This window comes from Nonomuraea ferruginea (genome assembly GCF_039540635.1).
In the GTDB taxonomy this organism is placed as follows: Bacteria; Actinomycetota; Actinomycetes; order Streptosporangiales; family Streptosporangiaceae; genus Nonomuraea; species Nonomuraea ferruginea.
Window position 1 is genome coordinate 109,911 of record NZ_BAABFD010000004.1, and the last position, 22,017, is coordinate 131,927.

20 protein-coding genes are annotated in these 22,017 nt (G+C 72.0%); 14 read left to right on the forward strand and 6 right to left on the reverse strand.

Going from position 1 to position 22,017, the window contains the following annotated elements:
• Positions 1-129: 129 nt before the first annotated feature.
• The 8 genes from ABD999_RS09355 (at position 130) to ABD999_RS09390 (ending at position 9,685) form a co-directional block, all read left to right on the forward strand.
• Positions 130-1,005 carry a helix-turn-helix domain-containing protein gene (locus ABD999_RS09355; RefSeq protein WP_271275296.1) on the forward strand — a complete coding sequence of 292 codons (876 nt, stop codon included), beginning with the start codon at positions 130-132 and terminating at the stop codon, positions 1,003-1,005.
• Between the two features lie 83 nt (positions 1,006-1,088).
• Entirely contained in the window at positions 1,089-1,652 is a 564-nt protein-coding gene (locus ABD999_RS09360) for a DUF305 domain-containing protein (protein WP_271275297.1), read from the forward strand.
• 53 nt (positions 1,653-1,705) lie between these two features.
• Positions 1,706-2,407 (forward strand): FadR/GntR family transcriptional regulator, encoded by a 702-nt coding sequence (locus tag ABD999_RS09365; protein WP_219545052.1) that lies wholly within the window; start codon positions 1,706-1,708, stop codon positions 2,405-2,407.
• 17 nt (positions 2,408-2,424) lie between these two features.
• Positions 2,425-3,675, forward strand: a complete 1,251-nt coding sequence (locus tag ABD999_RS09370; protein ID WP_219545053.1) for an ABC transporter substrate-binding protein — start codon at positions 2,425-2,427, stop codon at positions 3,673-3,675.
• On the forward strand, positions 3,675-4,502 hold the full coding sequence (locus ABD999_RS09375) for a carbohydrate ABC transporter permease (RefSeq protein WP_271275298.1): 828 nt from the start codon (positions 3,675-3,677) through the stop codon (positions 4,500-4,502). Before ABD999_RS09370 ends, ABD999_RS09375 begins: the two co-directional genes overlap by 1 nt.
• A complete protein-coding gene (locus tag ABD999_RS09380) occupies positions 4,499-5,308 on the forward strand; it encodes a carbohydrate ABC transporter permease (protein ID WP_148035646.1) in 810 nt (269 codons plus the stop codon). Before ABD999_RS09375 ends, ABD999_RS09380 begins: the two co-directional genes overlap by 4 nt.
• Positions 5,308-8,472 (forward strand): glycoside hydrolase family 38 N-terminal domain-containing protein, encoded by a 3,165-nt coding sequence (locus tag ABD999_RS09385; RefSeq protein WP_345482650.1) that lies wholly within the window; start codon positions 5,308-5,310, stop codon positions 8,470-8,472. Before ABD999_RS09380 ends, ABD999_RS09385 begins: the two co-directional genes overlap by 1 nt.
• Positions 8,459-9,685, forward strand: coding sequence for an enolase C-terminal domain-like protein (locus tag ABD999_RS09390; RefSeq protein WP_271275300.1), 1,227 nt, complete (start codon positions 8,459-8,461; stop codon positions 9,683-9,685). The genes ABD999_RS09385 and ABD999_RS09390 overlap by 14 nt, the downstream gene beginning before the upstream one ends.
• A 150-nt stretch (positions 9,686-9,835) precedes the next feature.
• Here the strand turns inward: ABD999_RS09390 and ABD999_RS09395 are convergent, their stop codons facing one another.
• Together ABD999_RS09395 and ABD999_RS09400 are read right to left on the reverse strand one after the other, a co-directional pair.
• Positions 9,836-11,026, reverse strand: a complete 1,191-nt coding sequence (locus ABD999_RS09395; protein WP_271275301.1) for a hypothetical protein — start codon at positions 11,024-11,026, stop codon at positions 9,836-9,838.
• Positions 11,023-11,424, reverse strand: coding sequence for a peptidase inhibitor family I36 protein (locus ABD999_RS09400; protein WP_219545060.1), 402 nt, complete (start codon positions 11,422-11,424; stop codon positions 11,023-11,025). The genes ABD999_RS09395 and ABD999_RS09400 overlap by 4 nt, the downstream gene beginning before the upstream one ends.
• A gap of 160 nt (positions 11,425-11,584) precedes the next feature.
• Between ABD999_RS09400 and ABD999_RS09405 the strand changes: the two genes are divergently transcribed.
• Both ABD999_RS09405 and ABD999_RS09410 read left to right on the forward strand, forming a co-directional pair.
• Positions 11,585-12,547: a GlxA family transcriptional regulator gene (locus ABD999_RS09405; RefSeq protein ID WP_271275302.1), complete on the forward strand. Its 963-nt coding sequence runs from the start codon at positions 11,585-11,587 to the stop codon at positions 12,545-12,547.
• Positions 12,547-13,170 (forward strand): DJ-1/PfpI family protein, encoded by a 624-nt coding sequence (locus tag ABD999_RS09410; RefSeq protein ID WP_333485687.1) that lies wholly within the window; start codon positions 12,547-12,549, stop codon positions 13,168-13,170. Before ABD999_RS09405 ends, ABD999_RS09410 begins: the two co-directional genes overlap by 1 nt.
• On the opposite strand, the gene ABD999_RS09415 is transcribed toward ABD999_RS09410, so the two are convergent.
• The 3 genes from ABD999_RS09415 to ABD999_RS09425 are packed head-to-tail and all read right to left on the reverse strand — an operon-like array spanning position 13,159 to position 16,054.
• The gene (locus tag ABD999_RS09415) at positions 13,159-13,929 is read right to left on the reverse strand and encodes an SDR family NAD(P)-dependent oxidoreductase (protein WP_148035639.1); all 771 of its coding nucleotides are present in this window, start codon (positions 13,927-13,929) and stop codon (positions 13,159-13,161) included. The genes ABD999_RS09410 and ABD999_RS09415 overlap by 12 nt on opposite strands.
• Positions 13,926-14,942 carry a DUF4432 family protein gene (locus tag ABD999_RS09420; protein ID WP_271275304.1) on the reverse strand — a complete coding sequence of 339 codons (1,017 nt, stop codon included), beginning with the start codon at positions 14,940-14,942 and terminating at the stop codon, positions 13,926-13,928. Before ABD999_RS09420 ends, ABD999_RS09415 begins: the two co-directional genes overlap by 4 nt.
• The gene (locus tag ABD999_RS09425; protein WP_271275305.1) at positions 14,939-16,054 is read right to left on the reverse strand and encodes a glycoside hydrolase family 183 protein; all 1,116 of its coding nucleotides are present in this window, start codon (positions 16,052-16,054) and stop codon (positions 14,939-14,941) included. The genes ABD999_RS09420 and ABD999_RS09425 overlap by 4 nt, the downstream gene beginning before the upstream one ends.
• 152 nt (positions 16,055-16,206) lie before the next feature.
• On the opposite strand from ABD999_RS09425, the gene ABD999_RS09430 reads away from it, so the two are divergent.
• The 4 genes from ABD999_RS09430 to ABD999_RS09445 all read left to right on the forward strand — a co-directional run bounded on the left by ABD999_RS09430 (position 16,207) and on the right by ABD999_RS09445 (position 21,475).
• A complete protein-coding gene (locus tag ABD999_RS09430) occupies positions 16,207-17,817 on the forward strand; it encodes an ABC-F family ATP-binding cassette domain-containing protein (RefSeq protein WP_271275306.1) in 1,611 nt (536 codons plus the stop codon).
• Positions 17,818-17,909: 92 nt separating this feature from the next.
• Positions 17,910-18,707 carry a hypothetical protein gene (locus tag ABD999_RS09435; RefSeq protein ID WP_271275307.1) on the forward strand — a complete coding sequence of 266 codons (798 nt, stop codon included), beginning with the start codon at positions 17,910-17,912 and terminating at the stop codon, positions 18,705-18,707.
• A 118-nt stretch (positions 18,708-18,825) separates the two neighbouring features.
• The gene (locus tag ABD999_RS09440; protein ID WP_345482651.1) at positions 18,826-20,298 is read left to right on the forward strand and encodes a hypothetical protein; all 1,473 of its coding nucleotides are present in this window, start codon (positions 18,826-18,828) and stop codon (positions 20,296-20,298) included.
• Between the two features lie 70 nt (positions 20,299-20,368).
• On the forward strand, positions 20,369-21,475 hold the full coding sequence (locus tag ABD999_RS09445; protein WP_271275949.1) for a C40 family peptidase: 1,107 nt from the start codon (positions 20,369-20,371) through the stop codon (positions 21,473-21,475).
• A gap of 1 nt (position 21,476) precedes the next feature.
• On the opposite strand, the gene ABD999_RS09450 is transcribed toward ABD999_RS09445, so the two are convergent.
• Positions 21,477-21,965, reverse strand: coding sequence for an inorganic diphosphatase (locus tag ABD999_RS09450; RefSeq protein WP_148035633.1), 489 nt, complete (start codon positions 21,963-21,965; stop codon positions 21,477-21,479).
• Between the last annotated feature and the right edge of the window lie 52 nt (positions 21,966-22,017).

Consider the following 22,017-nt stretch of genomic DNA (forward strand, 5'->3'; position numbering starts at 1 on the left):
AGGTTGACCCCGGGCCGGCGGCGAGGCCAGAGGGTGCATGGCGTGCAATCGTGCGCGGCCTTGCACCCCTGGCTTCACCTGCGGTTCCACGCTCCGGTGAACAATTGCGGGAAGGGGGTGCGCGCCGGGATGGGGACGTTCGAGGAGCTCGTGGACCGGCTCGCCGCGGCGCTGGACGAGGCGGCGGAGGGCATCAGGGAGGCGCTGCGCTCGCGGGGACGCCCGCAGAAGTACCTGGCGAACCGGGTCGCCGACGCCAGCCCTTCGCTCATCTCCCGCTGGCTGTCGGGAGCCCGCCAGCTCGCCGACCGCAACCGCCTGCCCGGCGAGGAGGCGATGCGGCAGATCGCCACCGCGCTGGAGCTGCCTCCGGAGCGGGCCCGGACGCTGATCGCGCTCGGCCGCGGCATCGACGAGCTGCGCAAGCGGCTGGAGGGCGAGGAACGCGGCTGGCGGGCCAGGGCCGCCGAGCGCCGCGGCCGCGAGGCCGCTCTCCAGCCCGCCCCGTCCCCCCGCAGGTCGGTGCCGCTCCTGACCGCCGCCGTCGCCGCCGCGACGGTGGCGGTGATCTCCTTCCTGGGCGGGGTGCTCGCGGGCCGGAGCTGGGGCACCGAGCCGCCGCCGTCCGTCGCCGCCACCGTGACGGCCGGGCAGGGCGCCGGGGACCGCTGCAGCACGTGGGCCGACGCGGGCGACGGCGTCCAGCTGGAGGCGTGCGTACGGATCCGCGAGGGCCGCATGCTGATCAGGAGCCGGCTGCGCGGCCCGGTCGGCACCCGCGCGGACATGGTGGTGCAGGCGTATGACACGTTCCTGGAGAAGCCGGTCACCAAGGAGCTGAAGTGTCACCGGATGCACCTCACGTCGGAGGGCCAGATCCAGACGTGCGGCTGGCACGAGATCAGGCCGCCGTACGGGCCGGAGTACGCGGCGCGGGCCGGGTGGCGTGAGGCCGGTGACGGCCCGTTCGGCGGGCACGTGCTGAGCTCGGGCCTGCGCTGGTGAGGGCGGCGGGGCGCGTCCCTTGACGCACCGGGTTGGTATGCCCAAACCTGGGGAGGTTTCTTCTCCTAGCCAGGGGAGCGCCGGTGGGCGAGAGCACGATCCGGGGCCGCGGGGTGGCGCGCTGGCTCGCCGCCCTGGCGCTCCTGCTGGTGGCCGCCTGCGGGTCCGGCGACGCCGGTGAGCCACCGGTGAACGCCGACGACGTGATGTTCGTCCAGATGATGGTTCAACACCACCGGCAGGGGATCGAGATGGCCGGGGTGGGCGCCGAGCGGGCGACCACGGAGGAGCTGAAGACGCTGGCGGCGGCCATCGTGAGCACGCAGCAGAGCGAGGTCGAGATGATGCTGCGCTGGCTGCACGCGTGGGGGCAGCCGATCACGCCGCCCGACGGGGCGCACGACCACCACGGCGGGCTGCCCGAGACCGACCGGAAGAAGATCGCCGCGCTCAGGTCGGCGAAGCCGTTCGAGCCGGAGCTGCTGAGGCTGCTCCTGGCCCATCAGGACGGGGCGGTCCAGATGGCCGCTCAGGAGGTCCGCGACGGCGTGAACCACGAGGCGACCCGCTGGGCGGCTCAGGTGCAGGAGTCGCGCAAGGCGCAGATCGAGCAGATGCGGCAGCTGCTCATCAAGGTCGCCGGCTAGGAAACAGCTTCCGCCATGGACACGTATGCGGATAAGTGATTAGATCACTTGATATGTCAGAGGTAGCACGGCCCACCCTCTCCGACGCGCTCACCGAGCGCATGCTGGAGCTCATCCGCGAGGGCGGGCACCGGCCCGGTGACCGGCTGCCTTCCACCCGAGAGCTGTCCCAGCGGTTCGCCGTCACCACGCCGACGCTGCGCGAGGCGCTGCGCAGGCTGGAGGCGACGGGCGCGATCGAGCTGCGGCACGGGTCCGGCATCTACGTCGGCGCCGCCATCGAGCGGCTCGTGCTGCCCAACCCCAACATGCGCGCGATGCACGCGCCCAAGCTGCTCGACCTGCTGGGCGCACGCATCGTCATCGAGCCGCCGCTGGCCGCGATGGCCGCCGGGCACGGCACCGAGGCGGAGCTCACGGCGCTCAAGCGGGTCCTCGCGGACGCGGAGGCCCACCTGCGCGGCCAGGACGCCGAGTTGCACGACGCCAACATGACCTTCCACCGGGCCACCGCCCGGATGGCGGGCAACACCGTCCTGCACGAGGTCGTCGACTCGCTGCTCACCGTCCACGCGGCCGAGCAGCAGGCGATCCTGCAGATCTTCGACGACCGCCGGCGCGACTACGAGGAGCACCTGGCGATCCTCCAGGCGATCGAGGCGCGCGACGCCGCGGCGGCCGAGGAGCGCATGCGGGCCCACCTGGTGGACGTGAAGACGGTCATCGAGCAGAGGTTGCACCACCCCCCCGAATGATCAAGGAGGCCGGGAACATGGTCCGGTCACGAGTGGCCACGATCGGCGTGGCAGCCGTCCTTCTCGCCGCCTGCGGCGGGAACGGCGCCGAGGCGCCGAAGCAGAAGACCGAGCTGACCCTCTACAACGACAAGGGCGCCTGGAGCGAGTACTTCGAGCAGATGGGGGCCCTGTCCAAGCAGTCCGTCGGCCTGAGCATGAAACCGACGGGCTACACCGACTCCGCGCAGTATCAGGCGTTCATCAAGGCCTCCTTCCGCACCAACGTCAAGCCCGACCTCTTCACCTGGCAGACCGGGGGGATGCTGGCGGAGATCGTCAAGCAGAAGCAGGTCGCCGACACCACCGCGATCTGGCAGGAGGCCGTCGCGAACGGCGACCTGCCGCAGGACCTGGCCCCCTACTTCACCGTCGACGGCAAGCAGTACTGCGTGCCGCTGAACGTCGCGTACTGGGGCATGTTCTACAACAAGAAGATCTTCGACGAGCACGGGCTGCGGCCGCCGGAGACCTGGGACGACCTGGTCAAGATCGCCGACACCCTGAAGCAGAAGGACGTCAAGGCGTTCTACCACACCAGCGTGCTGTTCTCGTTCGTCTGGTTCGAGCAGCTCATGGCCGGCATGGACCCCGACCTGTACGACCGGCTGTCCACCGGCCAGGCCAAGTACACCGACCCGGGTGTGGTCGCCGTGATGCGGAAGTGGAAGGAGCTCATCGACGCCGGCTACTTCATCAACCCGGGCGACAAGACCGACCCCGGTGACGTGCTGAAGAACGGCAAGGCGGCGATGGTGTCGTTCGGCACCTGGTTCAACACGAGCATGACCCAGCGCGAGATGAAGGCGGGCGAGGACTACGGCTTCTTCGTCATCCCCAACGTCGACGCCTCGCTCCCCAAGACGTCGATGATCTTCGAGAGCGGCCCGCTCTGCTCCCTCGCCGAGGCGCCCGACCCGGCGGCCAGCGCCAAGTACCTCAAGTGGTGGACCACCGCCGAGGCGCAGGAGAAGTGGGCCACCGCCCGCGGCGACGTGAGCGCCAACCCCAAGGTGGAGATCGCCGACGAGGCGCTCGGCCAGGTCACCAAGGACGCGGGCAGCGGCGAGTACCGCCTGGTCAACCGCTACTTCGAGGCCACCCCGCCGCCCATCCTGACCGCCGCCCTGGACGGTTTCTCCAAGTTCGTCACCGACACGAGCACGCTCCAGGAAGTGCTGGAAACCATCCAGAAGGAGGCCGACGAGTACTGGAGCACGCACCAGTGATGCTCGGGCGGTTCAGGTACGGGTACGTCGCGCCGGCCGCGTTGCTCGTCGCCGGGTTGCTCTATGCGCCGTTCGTGTGGACGGCGTACCTGAGCCTGACCCGGTACGACGGGCTCGCGCCGGCCGAGTGGATCGGCCCGGCCAACTTCGTCAAGCTGCTCGACGACCCCGTCCTGCTCACCTCGGTGCGCAACACGCTGATCTGGGTGATCGGCACGATGGTGCTGCCGGTCGGGCTGGGCCTGCTCGTCGCCGTGCTCTCGTACGACATCAAGGGCGGCGGGTGGTACCGGCTGCCGTTCATGCTGCCGTACGCGCTCAGCGGCGCCGGGCTGGCCCTGGTGTGGAGCCCGATCCTGTCGCACGACGGGGTGGCCAACAACCTGCTCGGCGTCGACACCGCCTTCTTACAGGAGGCGCCGCACAACACGATCGCGATGCTGCTGGTGTGGACGTGGCAGCAGCTCGGCGTGAACACGCTGCTGTTCGTCGTCGGGCTGCAGTCGATCCCGAAGGAGCCGATCGAGGCGGCCAGGCTGGACGGGGCGTCCGGGTGGCAGCTGTTCCGGCACATCATCTGGCCGCTGATGCGCCCGCTGACGGCGGTCGTGGTCGGGCTGGCGCTGGTGGCGAGCCTGAAGACGTTCGACATCGTCTGGGTGCTGACGCAGGGCGGGCCGGGCCGCAACTCCGAGACGCTCGCGGTGACCATGTACAAGGAGACGTTCGTGGCCAGCGACTACGGCTACGGCTCGGCGGTGGCGGTCGTGCTCACCGTGGTGACCGGGCTGGCGTCCTACCTCTACCTCAGGAGGCAGGTGCGATGATCCGGCGTGCCGTGCTGATCGTGCTCGGCCTGATCTGGCTCGGGCCGACCTACCTGCTGCTGGTGAACGCCTCCCGGCCGGCGGACTCCTACGACCCGTCGCGGGCGTGGGCGCCGCCGGAGGACTTCTCGCTGGTGACCAACTTCCTGCGCGCGCTGGACAGCGCCGACCTGGGCGCCAGCCTGGGCAGCACCGCGCTCTACAGCGTCGTCTCGCCCGCGCTGGGCGTGCTCGTCGGCGCGCTGGCCGGCTACACGATCGTGGTGCTGCGGCTGCGGCACGGGTTCTGGTGGTTCCTGCTGATCTTCGGTGGCACCGTCTTCCCCGCCCAGATGCTGCTCGTGCCGCTCTTCGTCGGCTACAGCGACGCCGGCCTGTACGACAGCCGCCTCGGGATGATCCTGATCTACACGGCGATCAACGTGCCGCTGGCCGCGTTCGTGCTGCGCAACTTCTACACCGGGGTGGCGTTCTCGATCTTCGAGGCGGCCCGGATGGACGGCGCGTCCACGTTCCGCATCTTCTGGCGGATCTACCTTCCGCTGTCGACCAGCGCGCTGGCGGCCGTGTTCATCCTGGAGTTCACCTTCATCTGGAACGACCTGATCTTCGGCCTGACGCTCACCCAGACGGCCGAGGTGCGTCCGGTCATGACCGCCCTGGCCGGGCTGATGACCGACGTGTACGCCGGGACGCCGGTCCCGGTCGGCCTGGCGGCGGGCCTGGTGGTCTCGCTGCCCACGGTCGTGCTGTTCCTCGCCACCCAGCGGCTGTTCGCCCGTGGCCTTTCTCTAGGGAGTGTGTGATGACGAGCCGGTTGCTGCAGCGGAGCCTCGGTTCCCCGGACTACGACGGGATCCGGCAGGCGCTGCGCACCGACACCTCGACGCCGGTGATCAGCCTGCGCGGGCTGGAGGTGCGGGTGGCGGTGCTGCCGCTGTTCACCCACGACGGCCGCCAGGCGGTCCGGGTGTCCAGCACGGTGCCGCTGACGCACGTGCTGGTCGGCGTCGACAGCGCCTCAGGCACGGACGTGACGCTGCTGGTGCCGGAGGTGGACGGGCCGCGCACGCTGACGCTGGAGTGCCGCGACGACGCCGGGGTGGTCGGCACCGCCCAGGTGACGGTCACGCCGCAGCGCAAGTGGACCGTGTTCGTGGTGCACCACTCGCACCTCGACATCGGCTACACCGACCCGCAGGGCACCGTGCTCCGCCACCATCTCGACTACCTGGACGCGGCCGTGCGGCTGGCCGACGAGACCGCCTCCTGGCCGGACGACGCGAAGTTCCGGTGGACGGTCGAGTCGTCGATGCCCGCGCTGAAGTGGCTGGACGCGCGCCCGCCCGAGCAGGTCGACCGGTTCGCCGAGCTGGCCCGCGAGGGCGTCATCGAGGTCACCGCGCTGCCGTTCCAACTGCACACCGAGGCGTGCTCCACCGAGGAGCTGTACCGCCAGCTCCGCTTCACCACCAGGCTGGAGCGCGCGTACGGGTTCGCCACCCGGTCGGCCATGCACACCGACGTGCCGGGCGCGGTCGTCGGCCTGATCGACGCGCTGTCGTCGGCCGGGGTGCGCTACCTGGCCGCGGCGCACAACTGGGCCGGCCGGTCCGTGCCGTACCTGCACGGCGGGGAGAAGCTGACCCGGCCGTTCCGCTGGCGGGCGCCGAGCGGGAACGAACTGCTCGTGTGGTTCACCGACACCCCGCACGGCATGGCGTACATGGAGGGCAACACGGTCGGGCTGACCGACTCCTACGAGCTGGCCGACGACCTGCTGCCGCGCTACCTGGCCGCGCTGGCCTCGCGCGGCTACCCGTACGGGCCCGGCACGTTCGGGTGGCAGGGTCCGGACGCGCCGCGCGAACCGTACGAGCTGGACGTGCTGCACCTGCGGGTGCAGGGCGCGCACGCCGACAACGCCGGGCCGTCGATCGTGCCGGCGTCGATCACCCGCCGGTGGCGCGAGCAGTGGGCGTGGCCGCGGCTGCGGTCGGCGGTCAACAGCGACTTCTTCGACCACGTGGCCGAGCACCACCACGACAGGCTGGCCGTGCACGAGGGCGACTGGACCGACTGGTGGGCCGACGGGCTCGGGTCGGGGGCGCGTCCGCTCGGGTACGTGCGGCGGGCCCAGGCCGCGCTGCGCACCGCCGAGACGCTGCACACGCTGGCCGGGGCGGACGCCACCGAGCAGGTGGACGCGGCCTACGACAAGGTGGCGCTGTTCAACGAGCACACCTGGGGCGCGGCCAACCCGTGGGAGGACGCCGAGGAGGCGGGCGACTCGGGCGGGCTGCAGTGGACGCGCAAGTCGTCCGGCGCCTACGACGCCCAGGACGACGCGGCGGACCTGCTCCAGGCCGCCACCCGCCACTTCGCCGCCGCGCTGACCGGCGGCGCGGAAGAGCCGGCCGCCGCGCCGGACGGCGGTGCGGAAGAGCCGGCCGCCGCGCCGGACGGCGGTGCGGAAGAGCCGGCCGCCGTGCTGGACGGCGGCCCCGGAGGGCCGGCCCTCGCCGGGATCGGCGTCGCGTCAGGGGACGGCGCCGCTCCCGGAGAGGGCGCGCTCGCGGCCTTCGCGGTGTTCAACCCGGGCACCGCGCGGCGGACCGACGTGGTGCGGACGTTCCTGCCCAGGGACGTGGTGGCGGTGGACGTGCCGATCGCGCTGGTGGACGCGCGCACCGGGGAGCGGTTGCCGCACCACGAGGAGTACGTGGACCCCGACGACTGGCCGACCCGGCCGATCGGGCGGCACATCCACGCCGTGGTGCCCGACCTTCCCGGGTACGGGTACGTACGGCTGGATGTCGTCAGAGGCGAGACCCAGGCGCCGGAACCGGTCGAACCGGACCTCGGCGGAGTGATCGAGAACGAGTTCTACCGGGTGACCTACGACGTCCGCGAGGGCTACATCGCCTCGGTCTTCGACAAGAAGGCCGGCCGGGAGCTGGTCAACCAGGACGCCGCCGCCGGGTTCGGCCAGTACGTCTACGACCGCTACGCCACCGCGCCGCACTTCAACCATCTGTCCGGGCACGTCGGCGCGCACGACCGCACCCTCCTCGGCGACCGCGCCATCGCCGGCAACGCCACGATCGTCAGGGCCCAGCGGACCGCCGTCGGCGAGAAGCTGGTCGTCGAGTTGCGGGGCAAGGGCGTCGACTGGCTGCGCACCACGGTCGAGCTGCACCATGGCGTGCCCCGGCTGGACCTCACCTACCAGCTGGCCAAGCAGGGCACCCCGGCCAAGGAGGCGGTCTTCCTGGCCTTCCCGTTCGCCGCCGGTGAGGCGACCGCGTGGGAGCTCACGGGCGGCGTGGGCGGCCCCGGCGTGCCGAGCGTGCCGGGCTCGGCCGCGTACATGCTGCCCATGCGGCACTGGATCGCGTTCGACGACCCCGAGCTGACCGTCGCCTGGGCGACGCTGGAAGCGCCGCTGGTGCAGCTCGGCACCATCCACATGCCGTACGCGCCGTTCCCGCCGACGCTGGACGAGGAGCCGGGCACGGTCTACTCGTGGGCGCTCAACAACATCTGGGACACCAACTTCCCCGCGCAGCAGCAGGGCGAGACCACCTTCCGGTACGCGGTCCGTTCGGCGGCGGGCGTGCCGGGCAGGCGGCTGGGGGCGCTGACCGCGGCGGGGCTGACCGAGCCGTTCACCGGCGCGCTGCTGCCCTCCCTGTCGGCAGAGCCGGCGCGCGTGTACGTGTCGGTGGATCATCCGGACGTGCTGGTCACCTCGCTCGGTCAGGCGGGCGGCGAGCGGGTCGTGCGGCTGCGGTCGCTGGCCGCCGAGCCGGTCGAGGTGACCGTCGAGCTGCCCGGACTGCGTGCCGCCCGGGTGAGCGCGGGGCTGGACCGCGCGGCGGAGCCGCTTCAGGTGACGGGCGAATCGGTCAAGGTGCGGATCCCCGCCTGCGGGGTCGCCGCGGTTTGGGGGACTTGTGAAGATCGTTGACATCCGGGCCACCACGGTCGCCGTGCCGCTGGAGGCCCCGCTGCGGCACAGCAACGGCGCACACTGGGGTCGCTTCGTGCGCACGATCGTCGAGGTCGAGGCCGACAACGGGCTGGTCGGGCTGGGCGAGATGGGCGGCGGCGGGGAGAGCGCGGAAGCGGCGTTCCGCGGCCTGCTGCCGTACCTGCGCGACCACGACCCCTTCCAGCTGGAGACGCTCCGCTTCAAGATCGCCAACCCGACGGCGTCGCTCTACAACAATCGGACCCAGCTGCTGGCCGCCATCGAGTTCGCCTGCCTCGATCTCATCGGGCAGCAGCTCGGGGTCGCGGTCTGCGACCTGCTGGGCGGGCGGATCCGCGACGAGGTGCCGTTCGCCTCGTACCTGTTCTTCCGCTACGCCGCCGACGGCTTCGCCGAGGTGCGCACGCCCGAGCAGCTCGTCGAGCACACGCGGGCGCTGAAGGCGGCGCACGGGTTCACCGTCCACAAGCTGAAGGGCGGCGTGTTCCCGCCGGACTACGAGCTGGAGTGCTACCGCGCGCTGGCCGCCGCCTTCCCCGGCGACAGGCTCCGGTACGACCCGAACGCGGTGCTGTCGATGGCCGAGGCCCTGCGGTTCGGGCAGGCCATCGAGTCCCTGGACAACGACTACCTGGAGGACCCGGTCCTCGGACTGGAGGGGCTCCGGCTGGTGCGGGAGCGGGTCCGGGTGCCGATCGCGACCAACACCGTGGTGGTCAACTTCGAGCAGCTCGCCGCGAACGTGCTGCGCCGCGGGGCGGACGTGGTGCTGCTCGACACCACCTTCTGGGGCGGCGTCCGGGCGTGCGTGAAGGCGGCCGGGGTGTGCGAGACGTTCCAGGTGGACGTGGCCGTGCACTCGTCCGGCGAGCTGGGCATCCAGCTCGCGACCATGCTGCACCTCGGCGCGGTGCTGCCGAACCTCACGTACGCCGCCGACGCCCACTACCACCAGCTCCGCGACGACGTGATCGAGGGAGGCAAGCTGGCCTACTCCGGAGGCGCCATCCCGGTGCCGTCGGGGCCGGGGCTCGGCGTGCGGCTCGACCGCGACCGGGTGGCCCGCTACGCCGAGCTCTACAAGCGCGAGGGCGGCTACCCCTACGACCGTGACCCGGGGCGGCCCGGCTGGTTCGCTCGGGTGCCGAACCAGCACTTCGCCGACCCGGCCGTCCCGGCGGAACTCTGAGCTTCGCCGTCCCGGCGGAGCCGGACCCCTCATACGTCGGCCCTGCCGTACGTCGGCCCTGCCGTACGTCGGCCCTGCCGTACGTCGGCCCTGCCGTACGTCGGCCCTGCCATACACCGGTCCGGCCGTTCCGCCGGTGTTTCCCGGCGTCTACCTCGTTCTGGCCGAGTTGGGGCGGTGACGTTTGGGCTTCGCCGTCTTGGCGGAGCCGTGGCGCCTCACCGGTTTGGCCGTGTGACGTTGCAGGAGGGTGGTGGCTCGCTGGACGCGCTCGTTCAGGTCGGCGCGCAGGAGGGCGAAGCGGCCCGCGTGCTTGTGGACGAGCGCCCGCTGGAGCGCGGCGTCGGCCGCGAACCAGCGGGCCACCAGCCCCGACGACCACTTGCACACGACGTCGGCCACGGCCGTGCGCTTCTCGTCGGCGCTGATCGCGCGCTTGTCGAGGTCCCACCGGGGATCGCCGATCGCCGCCTCCGGTGACGGGTACGGGTGGCCCGCGTCCCGCATGCAGGCCACCCATCCCATGATCGCCTCGCGGACCTGGGGCCGCGTCGAGGAGCGTTCGAGGGTACGCGTGTCCCGCTGGGCCAGCCAGTCCCACGGAGCCCGCTCCGAAGGCGCCAGCCGCTCCGCCGCCCGCCCCTCGCACCAGGGCAGCACGTACAGATGACGGCGAGCCTTCTCGCCCCGCCGAGCCTCCCCCGAACGGCCGTCCCTCCGCGCCGCACCCGAGCGGCCGTCCCTCCGCGCCGCACCCGAGCGGCCGTCCCTCCGCGCCGCACCCGAGCGGCCGGTCGTCTCGGGCTGGCGGGCCGCACCGGAGCGGCCGGTCGCCTCGCTCCGGCGGATCTTCCCCGAGCGGCCGGTCGTCTCGGCCGTGCGTGTCTTTCCCGAGCCGACCTGGCGGACCGTACCTGAGCGGTCGGTGGTTTCGGTGGTACGGGTCTTCCTGGAGCTGCTGGTCGTTTCGGAGCGGTCGGTCCGGCGGGTTTTCCCCGCGCCGTCGGTCTTCCCAGGCTCGGCCGGTTCGTCAGTGGTGGGGAGGTGGTAGCCGAAGCGGTGGGCCTGGTCGTGGTCCACGACGCCGTAGCGGCGGGAGTTGCGCGGGTCGGGCGGGGCCGGCAGGAGCCGGCGGGAGATGCCGCGGCGCTTGAGGCAGCGGGAGACCAGCGAACGGTGGGCGGTGTCGAGCAGCGCCCGCTGGCCCGGCGTGGGCTTGTAGGCGTCGAACGGCAGCAACAGGTCCTCGGCCGAGGCGACGGCGGGCTCCTCCGGAATCGGCGCGTGCGTGCACCCGGCCGCCAGCGACAGCGCCAGACCCAGGGCGAGGAGCCGGTTCACCGGCACCAGATGTCGAGCGAGCTGACGCGGTTGTTGCCGATGGCGTTGTTGGCCAGGAAACCGTCGCCCGTGGCGTGGTCCAGCGTGCTGTGGGCGCCGGTGAAGTAGGGGTTCTGCCAGAGCGTCACCGGGCAGCCGAGCCGGTTTCTCGCCGAGCTGGTCGCGTTGTCCATGGTGTGCCAGGAGTCGGTGTAGTCCCATTTCAACCACGTGTCGTCGGCCAAGTTGGTGTCGTCGTGGACGAAGTCGCGCCAGAGGTCGACCTGGCTGCGGTTGAACGCGAAGCCCGCGTACAGGCAGACCCGGCCCTGGAAGCAGGCCCCGCCCGGGCTCGCCTCCGCCACGCCGGGGACGATCAGGGCGAGCAGGACGGCGGCCACGACGGTGGACAGCCTCAAGAGGACCTCCTTGGTCAGTGCGTTCCCGGGGATGTCGCTAACCTAGCGTGCGCGTACGCATACTCCAGGTCATGGCGCGTGTCTTCCGGTAAAGCCGGTGGCGTAATCCGCAATGGTCGTGTCATTGACGCCCCGAAGGCCCGGCCCAAGCATGGAAGCCATGAAGAGGCGGATCGTCCTGGTGGTCTACGAGGGCTTCCAGCTGCTCGACCTGGCGGGCCCCGCCGACGTGTTCGCGGCGGCGGACCTGGTGACGCGGGGCGGCTACCAGGTCGAGGTGACGGCGCCGATGGCCGGTCCGGTGGCCGCGCAGCACGGCGTCGAGGTCGCCGTGCGGACGCCCCTGCGCGAGGTCGGCGGGCCGATCGACACGCTCGTCGTCGCCGGGGGCATGACCACGATGACGCACGCCCGCGACCCGGAGACGCTGGAGGAGATCGTCAGGCTGTCGCGGGCGGCCCGCCGCACCGCGTCCGTGTGCAGCGGCGCGTTCCTGCTGGCGGCGGCGGGGCTGCTCGACGGCCGGCGGGCCACCACCCACTGGCTGGTCGCCGACAAGCTCGGCGCGTGGTACCCCGGGGTCACGGTCGAGCCGGACGCGATCTACATCCGCGACGGCGACCTCTGGACCTCGGCCGGGGTCAGCGCCGGCGTGGACCTGGCGCTCGCGCTGGTGGCCGACGACCACGGTCACGAGCTGGCCCGGCGGGTGGCCTGCGGGCTGGTCGTCTACCTGCACAGGCCCGGCGGGCAGAGCCAGTTCAGCATGCCGATGAGCATCCCCGCCCCGCGCGACGAGTCGCTGCGCGAACTGCAGGCGTTCATCGACGCGAACCCGGCCGCCGACCTGAGCGTGCCCGCGCTGGCCAGGCGCGCCGGGATGAGCGAGCGCCACTTCTCCCGCGTCTTCACCGAGCAGACCGGGACGTCTCCGGGCAGGTACGTCGAGCGCAGCCGCGCCGACACCGCCCGGCGGCTGCTGGAGATCACCGATCATCCCCTGGACCGGGTGGCCCGGGAGTCGGGGCTGGGCCGGCCGGAGACGCTCTACCGCGTCTTCCGCCGTCACCTGCGCGTCTCGCCCGGCGACTACCGCCGCCGGTTCCACACCAAGGAGAGTTGATGCACGTCGCCATCCCCCTCTACGACCGGTTCACCGCGCTGGACGCCGTCGGACCGTACACCGTGCTGGCGTTCGCGCCCGGCTGGACCGTCACCTTCGTCGCGGCCGAGCCGGGGCCGGTGACCGACGACCGCGGTCAGCTGAGCATCGCCGCCACCGCTAGCTACGAGGAGGTGCCGAGGCCCGACGTGATCGTGGTGCCGGGCGGCATCGGCACCTTCGAAGCCCTCGCCGACGAGGCCCTGGTCGGCTGGATCCGCGAGGCCGACGCGCACACCCGCTGGACCACCTCGGTGTGCAGCGGCTCGCTCCTGCTGGGCGCGGCGGGGCTGCTGCGCGGGCGCCGAGCGACCAGCCACTGGGCGGTCACCGGCTTCCTGGCCGACACGGGCGCGCGGGCGGTCACCGAGCGGGTGGTGGTCGACGGCAAGATCGTCACCGCCGCCGGGGTGTCGGCCGGGATCGACATGGCGCTCACCCTGCTCGGCCAGGCCGCCGACACCGAGACCGCCGAGGCGGTGCAGCTCGTCATCGAGTACGACCCGGACCCGCCGTTCGACGCCGGGGCGATCGGGAAGGCCTCCGACGCGCTGCGCGAGCGCGCGGCGGCCCTACTCCGGTAGCGCCGCCGGGTTCCTGGCCAGCAGGCCGCCGTCCACGCGGTGCTCCGCCCCGGTGATGAACGACGAGCGCGGGCCCGCCAGGAACGCGACCAGCTCCGCCACCTCCTCCGGCCGGGCCACCCGGCCGAGCGGGTGCGCGGCGCCCCACCGCGCCACCTGCTCGTCCTGCGACAGCTCGCCGCGCCACAGGTCGGCCGCCCAGCGCAGCATCGGGGTGTCGACCGAGCCGGGGCAGACCGCGTTCACCCGGACGCCCTGACCGGCGTGGTCCAGCGCCATCGCCCTGACCAGCCCGTTCAGCGCCGACTTGCTGGCCGTGTAGGCGGCCACCTGGGTCTGGGAGGCGAACGCCTGCACCGACGAGACCACCACGATCGAGCCGCCGCCGCGCTCGGCGAGCCGGGGCACGGCCGCCTTGCAGGTCAGGTAGACGCCCTTGAGGTTGACGTCCAGGACCTCGTCCCAGACCTCCTCGGGGGTGTCGACCACGGTGCCGTAGCGCTGCACGCCCGCGCAGGTCACCACCACGTCCAGGCCGCCGTGGCGGCTCACGGCCAGCTCCACCAGGTCGCGCATGCCGGCGGCGCTGCGCACGTCGGCGACCACGCCGGTGACCCGCTCGCCCTCGACCGCCGCCCCCTCGTCGGCGCCGCAGAACACCACCGACGCGCCGCCCGCGGCCAGCCGGTCCACGACCGCCCGGCCGATGCCCATGGACCCGCCGGTGACCAGCGCCACCTTGCCGTCGAACTCACTCACGCCAGCACCTCCGCACGCATCGACAGGGCCCTGGTCCCGCCCGGCCCCAGGGCGAGGGCGGTCCCGTTGGCGACCGCCGCCGCCAGCCCGTCGGTCGGCATGCTGGAGAACGGCTCCAGCCCGACCGTGTACGCCCGGCCCCACCAGGGATATCCGGTGGTGGCGCCGAGCTCCTGCCACAGCCACAGGTAGGGCAGCACCTCGGCGTCCCACTCCACCCGCAGCCCGATGTCCGCCACGATCTCGTACCAGCCGGTCTCGAACCCGGTCAGGTAGACGATGTCACTGGGCGCGCCCCGTTCGGGGATCACGCTCAGGTCGACCTCGCCGCCGCCGTCGGCGGGCACGACCGGCCAGTCCCACGGCCCGCCCGCCTTCACCCTGCGCCCCTCCGGGTTGATGGCGCTCTCGTGCGGAATCACCCGCACGCCGTCGGGCAGCCGGATCCTGGCTCCCGGCCGCAGGAACGGCATCCCGTACACCAGGTGCTGCCCCCACATGGCGTGCAGGGTGAGGCCGGACTCGTTGGCGGCCCGTCCGCCGATCTCCAGCGCGGCGGTGCCCGACCGCAGGCGGAGCGTCCGTTCCAGCCGGTACGGCAGCCGCCTGGTCCGTACCGAGAGCCGGATCGCGACCTCGCGCTCGGAGTCGGCCACGACCTCGTACTCCCACGGCAGCCCGGACACCTCGCCGTGCTGCGCCAGCCGGGCGCCCCGGTACTCGCTGGGCGCGCCGCCGTTGGGGAAGACCTCCTGCCAGCCGCCCTCGTAGTGGTCGACGAACTGGGCCACGTCGTCGGCCGCGCCGCGCAGGTGCTCGCGCGGGTCGCGCAGGCCATGCGGGGAGAGCCAGACGAAGTCGGTGTCGGTGGGCTTGTGCAGGAACTCGACCACGTCGCCGCCCTTGCCGGGCAGCACGGTCACGCGGAGCAGCTCGTTCTCCAGCGTGACCGCGCGGAGCCCGCCCACGCTGCCGTGGCGCAGGCGGGCTCCCCAGTTGCGGTTGATCGTCATCCGAATCTCACGTCGATGAACCTGGGCCGGTAGATCGACACGTCCCGGTAGTGGTCGGTGTTGACGAAGCTGTTGACGTTGTACGAGACGACCAGCCCGTCGCCGTCGACGGCGGGGTGGGCGTGGGCGTTGTAGGTGAAGATGTTCCCGCCCGTCTCGGGGGTGGTGTAGAGGAGCTGCTTGCCGGTGAACGGGCCGGTGGGGGAGCACGACGAGTACGCCACGATCCGCGCGCTGAGCACCTCGGTGGTGTCGTGCGTGATGAGCACGTAGCCGTCGCCGATCTTGGTAACGCTGTACTCGTTGGCCACGCCGTCCATGACGCGGGCCGAGTCCGCCTCGTCGGCCGACCACGTGCCGTCGGCGGTCAGGAACTCCCAGGCGCCGAGCAGGCTGTCGCCCTTGACCCTGGCGACGTGCATGTACTTGGGCGAGCCGTGGTCCTCCACCCCGTAGACGTACGTGTGAGGGCCGTCCTTGAGTATGCCGGAGGCCCAGGCGACGCCGTTGCCCGACGGCAGGTCGTGCACGCTGAGCGGCCGGTCGAGCCTGCCCTGGGGGAACCTGGCCACCACGTTGCGGTGCCAGCGCCAGTCCCACGCGCCGGGGCCGAAGCGCTCGTACTCCTGGTAGGTCACCTCGACGATGCCGCCGGCCAGCGTCACGTCGCCGGCCCAGTACCAGTGGTTCTGGTCGCGGGGCGGCATCACGGCCTTCGGGGCCTGGCTCGTGCCGCCGGTGATGGTGCGCAGCCGGCCGTCGCGCTCGACGGCGAAGGAGTTGTTCAGGAAGACGGTCGTGCCGCCCTCCTCGACCACCGGGGGCCGGGAGCCGTCGGGGTTGACCTGGCCCAGGAAGGTGTCGGAGAACACCCACAGCTCGCGCCCGTTGGGCAGGCGGACCGAGTAGGTGCCGTCGGCGCCGGTCCAGTCGTCGAGCCGGCTGTTGTCGTCGCCGTAGGTGGTGAAGAGCGTGGTCAGCCGCTGGTTGACCGAGGAGCTCTGGAAAGCGGGGGCGCAGTCGGATGCGGCCGCGGCGACGGGCTGGGGGAGGGCGGTGAGGGTGGACAGGGCGAGTACCAAGGAAAGGAGTGCTGCTCTGAGTCGCGCCATGACACGTCCTAGGGGTGGGGGCTCCCTACAGTTCTAGTCATCAGATCACTTACTGTCTAGACCTCACGCCGCCAGGTGGACCCGGTGAAAACGGGGTGCTGGGCCGTCATACCGGCAGGTACCCTCCACAAGGACCTAGGAGGGGAATTGTCGTGGGACACGTCGAGGTCGCTCACCTGACGTACGTGCTGCCCGACGGGCGGCCGTTGCTCGACGACGTGTCGTTCCGGATCGGCGAGGGCGTCAAGGCCGCGCTGGTGGGGCCCAACGGGGCCGGGAAGACCACGCTCATGCGGTTGATCGCGGGCGATCTGCGGCCGGTCGAGGGAGGCGTGGTGTCCTCCGGCGGGCTGGGCGTGATGCGGCAGTTCATCGGGAGCGTGCGCGACGGCAGCAACGTGCACGACCTGCTGCTGAGCGTGGCGCCGCCCGCCGTGCGGCAGGCCGCCGAGCGGCTCGAACAGGCCGAGCTCGTCATGATGGAGCGCGACGACGAGAAGACGCAGCTCCGCTACGCCCAGGCCATCAGCGACTACACCGACGCGGGCGGGTACGAGATCGAGGTCCTGTGGGACACGTGCACGGTCGCCGCACTGGGCGTTCCGTACGATCGCGTGAAATATCGGGATGTGGCCACGTTGTCCGGCGGCGAGCAGAAGCGGCTGGTGCTGGAGGCGCTGCTGCGCGGCCCCGACCAGACCCTGCTGCTCGACGAGCCCGACAACTACCTCGACGTGCCCGGCAAGGAGTGGCTGGAGCAGCAGCTCCGCGAGACGTCCAAGACCGTGCTGCTGGTCAGCCACGACCGGCAGCTCCTGGCCAACGCCGCCGACCGGATCGTCACCGTCGAGTCGGGCAACATCTGGATCCACGGCGGCGGCTTCGGCGCGTACGCGGAGGCGCGCAGGGCCAGGAACGCCCGCCTCGACGAGCTGCGGCGGCGCTGGGACGAGGAGCACGCCAAGCTCAAGGCCCTGGTCAACATGCTGAAGAACAAGGCGCGCTACAACGACGGCATGGCCGCCGCCTACCACGCGGCGCAGACGCGGCTGCGCAAGTTCGAGGAGGCGGGGCCGCCCGAGACGCCGCCGGCCGACCAGAACATCAGCATGCGCCTGCGCGGCGGCCGCACCGGCAAGCGCGCGGTCATCTGCGAGGGGCTGGAGCTGACCGGCCTGATGAAGCCGTTCGACCTGGAGGTCTGGTACGGCGAGCGGGTGGCGGTGCTCGGCTCCAACGGCTCGGGCAAGTCCCACTTCCTGCGGCTGCTGGCCGGTGAGCAGGTCCGCCACAGCGGCGCGGCCCGGCTCGGCGCCCGCGTGGTGCCCGGTCACTTCGCCCAGACGCACGCCCGGCCCGACCTGATGGGCCGCACCCCGGTCGAGATCGTGATGTCCGAGCACGCCCGGCTCAAGAACGAGGCGATGAAGGCGCTGGCCCGCTACGAGCTGGCCGGTCTGATCGCCGACCAGCGGTTCGACACGCTGTCAGGCGGCCAGCAGGCCAGGCTGCAGATCCTGCTGCTGGAGCTGTCCGGGTCCACGCTGCTGCTGCTCGACGAGCCGACCGACAACCTCGACCTGGCCAGCGCCGAGGCGTTGCAGGAAGGGCTGGACGCGTTCGACGGCACGGTGGTCGCGGTCACCCATGACCGGTGGTTCGCGGCGGATTTCGATCGCTATTTGGTATTCGGCGCGGATGGCGCGGTTTATGAGGCGCCGGAGCCGGTCTGGGATGAAAAGCGGGTCGTTCGCGCCCGATAGGAAAACAAAGAGCGCGATAGGAAGTCAAAGAGTTGGTACGCCCGGCGCGTGTCAGAGGCCGGACGTGCCCATGAGCGGGTTATCACGGCAAAGTGATCCAGCGTAGCCGAACCGTCAGCCTCCTCGCACTCGGGGCGATCTGCCTCGCCGGATGCTCGTCCGAGGAGCCGACACAGCAGCAGCTCAAACCGCTCACCCTCATGGAACAGGCGTCGAACGTCGTCAAGTCGGGCGACGGGTACGCCGTGACCTGGGCCGCCGTCCTGGCCAACGGCAACCCGTGGCACTTCGGCGAGCACGTCGTGGCCAGTGTCGTCGGCAAGGACGCCGGAGGCCGCGAGGTCTTCAGGATGGACCAGCCGCTGGACGCCGTGCCGCCGGGCGGCTCCCTGACCTTCACCGGCCAGGGCACCGCCACCGCGAAGCCGGCCAAGGTCAGCGTCGACTACCGGCCCGCCCAGTGGCGGCAGGCGGCCCGGGTGCCCTCGGCCTTCCGGCCGTTCCCGGCGTCGCGGGTGCAGACGATGCGCCAGAAGGACGGCTCGTACCTCATCACGGGCTACGTCGCGAACCCGTACCAGTTGCCCGCCAGCAGCCTGGTGGTGAGCGCGCTGCTGCGCGACGGCGCCGGCAAGCTGCTCGGCGGCGGCAGCACGTTCGTGGACGACGTGCAGGCGGGCCGGCCGCCGCGGTTCATCCTGACCGTGGCCGGGCTGCCGCCGGGGACGAAGGTGGGCAGGACCGAGGTGGTCGCCCGTACCTGGGGGTCGACCGCGCGCCCGTACGAGGAACTGGCGATGGGCGGCGTGATGCCGCTGCACACCGTCAAGCCGAGGACCGCGCCGTTCCAGACGGACCGCGGGAGCGAGGTGACGTCGGGCTCGGAGTAAGCAAAAGGGGTTATTCCCGGCGAATCTCGTTACATTTTTCTGGCTTGCCCATGACAAGAGATGTGTATCGCGCGGAATCGGTAGAACTACAAGTTACGACTCCATTACATTCAGTGATATGAATGACCGCGTCCTGGTCGAAGCCCTGCGCGCCGGTGACCCCGGCGCACTCGCCGCGCTCTACGACGCGCATGCCGAGAGCGTCTACCGCTACTGCCGATGCCTTCTCCGCGACGCCGACAGCGCCCAGGTCGCCCTGCGCGATGCGCTGATCGCGGCGGAGGCGCACGCCGGCTTGCTGGCCGACCCCGGCATGCTCCGTCCCTGGCTGTACGCGCTGGCCAGGAGCGAGTGCCGGCGCCGCCGGATCGCCGGGCCGCAACCCGCCGGCGAAGCGCTCGCCGGCGCGCCGGAGCCGGCCGATCCAGCCGACGCCGACCTGCGGATCATGGCCTGGAACGCGGTCCAGAGCCTGCCCGCCGCCGACCGCGAGGTGCTGGAGCTGGACACCCGCCACGGGCTGTCCGCCGCCGGGCTCGCCGCCGTGCTGGGCATCCCCGCGCGCCGGCTCGACGCCGTCCGCGAGCAGGCGCGCGACCGGCTGCGCGACGCGGTCACCGCCGAGATCCTCGCCATGAAGGGCCCGTACGACTGCCCGCGCCGGGCCCGCATCCTCACCGGGTTCGCCGGTGAGCTGACACCCGACATGCGCGAGCACCTGGTGCGCCACCTCGCCCGGTGCGAGACCTGCTCGCCGCACCGCAGCCGGCAGGTGTCGGCGGCGAAGGTGTTCGAGCTGCTGCCGCAGGTCACGCTCCCGGAGTCGCTCAGGGTGCGGGTGCTGAGCTGCTTCGTCGACCCGGAGCTGTTCCTCTACCGCCGCTACGTCGCCAGGCGCTCGCAGGCGCTGGACGGCGCCGGGTTTCCCCTGCCCGGCGACCGGAAGCCGCGCGTCTGGCCTCGGGCGGTGGCGTGCACGGTGGCGGCGGTCACGACCCTGGTGGCGATAGCGGGCATCTTCGAGTACTTCGGGAAGGAGGTCGGCGGCCTGCCCGGCGTCGCCACCGCGGCGTTCCCGCCGGAAGGCAAGCCGCCCGTCCTCCCGTGGCGGCGGGCCGAGGCGGACGCCACGGCAGGACCGGAGCTCGGCCGCACCGCCGGCCTGCCGCTGGACGTCGCCCGCGTCACCCCGCGGGCCCGGCTGATCTCGCCGGCCACGGAGACCACTCGCTGGCTCCCCACCGTCGGCGGCCTGCCGACCACGTGGCCCGACGTCGAGCCCACGTGGAGCACCCACGACCCCGTGCCGTCGCCGCCGCCGGGCGAACCCACGCAGGGGCCCGGCGACCCCGGCTCCCACCCGCCCACGCCCGGCCCGACGGCGCAGCCGACCCAGCCCACGGTGCGGCCGACGGTGCGGCCCACTGTGCGGCCGACCGTGCGCCCCACCGTGCGGCCGACCAGGCCGACCGTGCACCCCACCCGGCACACGCCGGCTCCGTCGCCCACCGAGGACCCGGTGCCCACGCCGGTGCCGCAGCCGACCCCGACCGTGTCCCCCGCCCCGCCGCCCACCACCCCGGCGTCCTGACCCTGAGCAAGGGGTGTACGTAGGTCAACGGTAGGGAAGTGTGTGCATAGAGTGACAGCGGGGGGATTCTATGCACGTCCGAGCCGGGATCCTGCTCGCCTGTCTGGCCGTCACCCTCAGCCCGCCGGCACGCGCCGAGCCGGCTCCCCCGTCCCGTGACATCGCCAGGGCGCGGCAGGACGTACGGGCACGAACGCAGGAGCTGGCCAGGGCCGGCGTCGCACTGGCCGAGGCGCAGGCGCGCCTGGAGGAGCTGGCCGCCGAGGCCGGACGCCGGGTGGAGGCCTACAACGGCGAGCTGGTCCGGCTGCGGCGGGCCCAGGAGGCGCACGACCAGGCGCTGGCCAGGCTCGCGTCGGCGGACGCCGAGGTGGAGCGCGCCCGGCAGCCCGTGGCGGCGCTGGCTGCGCAGGCGTACGGCGGGATGTGGCGGTCCCACGCGTTCCCCGTCATGGACGGCGGAGACCACGACGGCTACCTGCACCGCGTCGGCACGCTGCGGCAGCTCGGCGGCGAGCGGGCCGCGGTGCTCTCCCGGATGCGCGACGCCCAGACGGTGGCCGCGATCCTGCGCACCCAGGCGGCCCGCGCGCACGCCGCCCGGCAGGCCGCGGCCGACGCCGCCGCGCAGGCCAAGGCCGATGCCCAGAAGGCCGTGGCCAGGCAGAGACGCGAGACCAGGACGCTGACGGCCGAGCGCGACACGCTGCAGCGGCGGGTGGACACCGCCCGCGACCGGGCCGACCTGCTGGCCAGGAAGCGGGCCGGCCGGTTCCGGATCCCGCTGAGCCGCGGGTCCGGGCTCGGTGACCGGGCCGCCAACTGGGCGCTCACCCAGCTCGGCAAGCCCTACCTGTGGGCCGCCGCCGGCCCGGGGAGCTACGACTGCTCAGGTCTGACCATGCGGGCGTGGGAACGGGCCGGCGTGCGGCTCGACCACTGGACCGGAACCCAGTGGACGTCGGGCCCGCACGTGCCGCTGCACCTCCTGCGCCGGGGCGACCTGCTGTTCTTCGGCCACGACAGGAACGACCCGCGCACCATCCACCACGTGGGCATGTATGTCGGGCGCGGGCTGATGGTGCACGCGCCGCAGACCGGCGACGTCGTACGCGTCGCCCCGATCTGGAGGCGGGACCTGGTGGGCGCCACCAGACCCCTCCAGAGAGTGGGATGAATCAGTGGCCGCCGTCCTTGGCGCGCTGGAAGGAGCGCTCGATCTCGGCCTCGGCCTCCATGCGGCCCACCCAGTTGGCGCCCTCGACCGACTTGCCGGGCTCCAGGTCCTTGTAGACCTCGAAGAAGTGCTGGATCTCCAGCCGGTCGAACTCCGCCACGTGGTGGATGTCCTGGATGTGCGCCATGCGCGGGTCGGTCGACGGGACGCAGAGGACCTTGTCGTCGCCGCCCTTCTCGTCGGTCATGCGGAACATGCCCACCGCCCGGCAGGTGATGTAGCAGCCAGGGAACGTCGGCTCCTGCAGCAGCACCAGCGCGTCGAGGGGGTCGCCGTCCTCACCGAGGGTGTTCTCGATGAAGCCGTAGTCGGCGGGGTACTGCGTGGAGGTGAACAACAGCCGGTCAAGTCTGATCTTGCCGGTTTCGTGGTCCACTTCATACTTGTTCCGTTGCCCCTTGGGAATCTCAACGACAACGTCGAACTCCACCGCGGTTCCTCCGCTCGCGCCCCCCGGGATCCCCGGCTGGGCGTTAATGTCT

What these genes read in the sequence shown, in the direction of transcription:
- ABD999_RS09410 (WP_333485687.1), top strand. Translation starts at nt 12,547, where the DNA reads ATGCACGTCGCCATCCCCCTCTACGACCGGTTCACCGCGCTGGACGCC.
- ABD999_RS09420 (WP_271275304.1), bottom strand. Translation starts at nt 14,942, where the DNA reads ATGACGATCAACCGCAACTGGGGAGCCCGCCTGCGCCACGGCAGCGTG.
- ABD999_RS09365 (WP_219545052.1), top strand. Translation starts at nt 1,706, where the DNA reads ATGTCAGAGGTAGCACGGCCCACCCTCTCCGACGCGCTCACCGAGCGC.
- ABD999_RS09440 (WP_345482651.1), top strand. Translation starts at nt 18,826, where the DNA reads ATGAATGACCGCGTCCTGGTCGAAGCCCTGCGCGCCGGTGACCCCGGC.
- ABD999_RS09445 (WP_271275949.1), top strand. Translation starts at nt 20,369, where the DNA reads ATGCACGTCCGAGCCGGGATCCTGCTCGCCTGTCTGGCCGTCACCCTC.
- ABD999_RS09385 (WP_345482650.1), top strand. Translation starts at nt 5,308, where the DNA reads ATGACGAGCCGGTTGCTGCAGCGGAGCCTCGGTTCCCCGGACTACGAC.
- ABD999_RS09405 (WP_271275302.1), top strand. Translation starts at nt 11,585, where the DNA reads ATGAAGAGGCGGATCGTCCTGGTGGTCTACGAGGGCTTCCAGCTGCTC.
- ABD999_RS09380 (WP_148035646.1), top strand. Translation starts at nt 4,499, where the DNA reads ATGATCCGGCGTGCCGTGCTGATCGTGCTCGGCCTGATCTGGCTCGGG.
- ABD999_RS09375 (WP_271275298.1), top strand. Translation starts at nt 3,675, where the DNA reads ATGCTCGGGCGGTTCAGGTACGGGTACGTCGCGCCGGCCGCGTTGCTC.
- ABD999_RS09370 (WP_219545053.1), top strand. Translation starts at nt 2,425, where the DNA reads ATGGTCCGGTCACGAGTGGCCACGATCGGCGTGGCAGCCGTCCTTCTC.
- ABD999_RS09355 (WP_271275296.1), top strand. Translation starts at nt 130, where the DNA reads ATGGGGACGTTCGAGGAGCTCGTGGACCGGCTCGCCGCGGCGCTGGAC.
- ABD999_RS09425 (WP_271275305.1), bottom strand. Translation starts at nt 16,054, where the DNA reads ATGGCGCGACTCAGAGCAGCACTCCTTTCCTTGGTACTCGCCCTGTCC.